General features: G+C 74.2%; 1 protein-coding gene. It reads left to right on the forward strand.

Annotation, left to right across the window (positions count from 1 at the left end):
- Positions 1–36 precede the first annotated feature (36 nt).
- A partial coding sequence (locus ACWDRR_RS44310) for an SDR family NAD(P)-dependent oxidoreductase (RefSeq protein WP_449778017.1) occupies positions 37–2,918 on the forward strand: 2,882 nt, incomplete at its 3' end.

Consider the following 2,918-nt stretch of genomic DNA (forward strand, 5'->3'; position numbering starts at 1 on the left):
CCGGGTTCGGTGGTGGTGTCGGGGGAGCCGTCGGCGTTGGCGGAGCTGCTGGCGGACTGCGAGGCGCGGGGGGTGCGGGCGCGGCGGATCCCGGTGGACTACGCCTCGCATTCCGCGCAGGTCGAGTCGGTGCGGGAGCGGCTGCTCGACGTCCTGGGGTCCGGCGGGGCGCGGGCGTCGGAGGTGGCGTTCTGTTCGACGCTGACCGGGGACTTCCTGGACACCGAGGGGCTGGACGGCGACTACTGGTACCGGAACCTGCGGGAGACGGTGCGGTTCGACCGGGCCGTGCACCGGCTCGCCGAGCAGGGCTACGGAGTCTTCGTCGAGGTCAGCCCACACCCGGTGCTCGGCCCGGGCGTGGAGGAGACCCTGGACGAACACGGCCACCAGGCCACCGTCGTCGGAACGCTGCGCCGTGGTGAGGGCGGCCTGGACCGCTTCCTGACCTCGCTGGCACAGGTGTGGGTGCGCGGCGTGCCCGCCGACTGGAGCGCCGCCACCGGCGGTGGCCGTCGGGTGGATCTCCCGACGTACGCCTTCCAGGGCGAGCGGTTCTGGCTGGAGCCGGCCGGTGCTTCGCCGTTGAGTGCCGTGGACGCGATGCGCTACCGGGTCGTCTGGCGGCCGTTGGACGCGGTGCCCGCCCCGGAGGCGTCCGGGGGCGAGTGGCTGCTGCTGGTGCCGGCCGCGGGTGCGGACAGTGGCTGGGGGCCCGCGTTGGAGGCGGCGTTCGCCGAACACGGCGTGCGCACCAGCACGTTGGCGGTGGGCGACGAGTGCGACCGTGAGTCGCTGGCGGCGGTGCTGAAGGATCGCGAGCCGGCCGGTGTGGTGTCGTTGCTGGCGAGCGGGCCGGGCACGGCGGCCGGTGGTGCCGCGGTGCCGTGGGGGCTGGCGGCGACGGTGGCCGTGGTGCAGGCCCTGGAGGCCGCCGGCGTTGCGGCGCCGCTCTGGTGTGTGACGCGTGGGGCGGTGACGGTCGGCGCCGGTGACCGGGTGCCCAACCCGGAACAGGCGACGCTCTGGGGACTGGGCCGGGTGGTCGCCGCCGAGCTCCCGGACCGCTGGGGCGGCGTCGTGGACGTGCCGGAGTCCGCCGGTGGCGAGGTGGCGCGGGCCGCGGCCGCCGCGCTGCTGGGCGGGCACGGTGAGGACGAACTGGCGGTCAGGGCTTCGGGGTTGTCCGTCCGACGACTGGAGCGGGCGCCGCTGGCCGGTCGGACGCCCGTGCGGGCGTGGGAGCCCCGGGGGACCGTGCTGATCACCGGCGCCACCGGCGCGCTCGGGCGTCACGTCGCCCGTCGGCTGGCCGCCGACGGCGCCGACCATCTGCTCCTGCTGAGTCGGAGCGGTCGCGCCGCGCCCGACGCCGATGCCTTCGAGGCCGAACTGACCGCACTGGGCGCGCGGGTCACCATGGCTGCCTGCGATGTGTCCGACCGGGTCGCGGTGGCGGAGGCGCTGGCCGGGCTGCCGGCGGAGTACCCGCTCACCGCCGTGATCCACACGGCCGCCCTGCTCGACGACGCCCTGATCGGTGATCTGACGGTCGATCAGATGGAGCGGGTATTGGAGGTCAAGGTCGGCGGCGCCCTGGTGCTGCACGAGCTGACCGAGGGCCTGGACCTCTCCGCCTTCGTGCTGTTCTCCTCGATCGCCGGCACCTGCGGTCTGGCCGGCCACGCCAACTACGCGCCGGGCAACGCCTATCTGGACGCGCTGGCCCACCACCGGCGCGCCAGGGGCCTGCCCGCCACGGCCATCGCCTGGGGCCACTGGGACGGGGGCGGCATCGCGGCACCCGCCATCGAGGAGCAGATCCGCCGCCGTGGGGTGCTGACCTTCCGGCCGGAACTGGCCCTGGACGCGCTCGGGGGCATCCTCGACCACGACGAGACCTCGGTCGCCGTCTTCAGCACCCGCTGGGACGGTACGGGCCTCGGCGCCGGAGCCCGGCCGGTCCCGCTGCTGAGCGACCTCCTCGCCGCCGATCGGCCGGAGGTCGAGCCGGGACGGAATCAGGCTGCCGAAGCAGACGGAACGTCACATCTGCTGCGCCGACTGGCCGGACTCTCCGACGACGAGCAACGAAAGGCACTGCTGGACATTGTCCGCCAGGTCGTCGCCTCGGTCCTGCGGCACCCGTCCCACGACGCCGTCCTGCCCGGCCGCGCGTTCAAGGACCTCGGCTTCGACTCGCTGACCGCCGTCGAACTGCGCAACCGCCTGCGGGCGGCGACCGGCCTGCGGCTGACCGCCACCCTGATCTACGACCGTCCGACGCCCACCTCCCTGGCCGACCACCTGCACGCCGAACTCTTCGGGCACCTGCCGGCCGCCGCAACCGTCCGTCCGGCCACGGCCGCCTCCGACGACCCGATCGTGATCGTGGGGATGAGCTGCCGCTTCCCCGGCGGGGTTCGCTCGCCGGAGGACCTGTGGCGACTGCTCGACTCGGGGGCGGACGCGATCTCGGCCCTGCCCGCCGACCGTGGCTGGGATCTCGACGGTCTGTACGACGCCGACCCCGACGCGTCCGGGCGGTCCTATGTCCGGGCCGGTGGATTCCTGGACGCCGCCACCGACTTCGACGCGGGGTTCTTCGGGATCTCGCCGCGTGAGGCGTTGGCGATGGATCCGCAGCAGCGCCTGTTGTTGGAGACGGCGTGGGAGGCCTTCGAGCGGGCGGGGATCGACCCCGAATCGGCCCGGGGCAGTCGGACCGGGGTGTTCGCGGGCCTCAGCATGCAGGACTACGCGGCCCTGCTGCGCGACGCGTCGGCCGAGGTCGAGGGCTACGCGGTGACCGGCAGCGCGGGGAGCGTGTTGTCGGGGCGGGTGGCGTATGCGTTGGGGTTGGAGGGGCCGGCGGTGACGGTGGACACGGCGTGTTCGTCGTCGTTGGTGGCGTTGCA

Source organism: Kitasatospora sp. NPDC003701, from assembly GCF_053587085.1.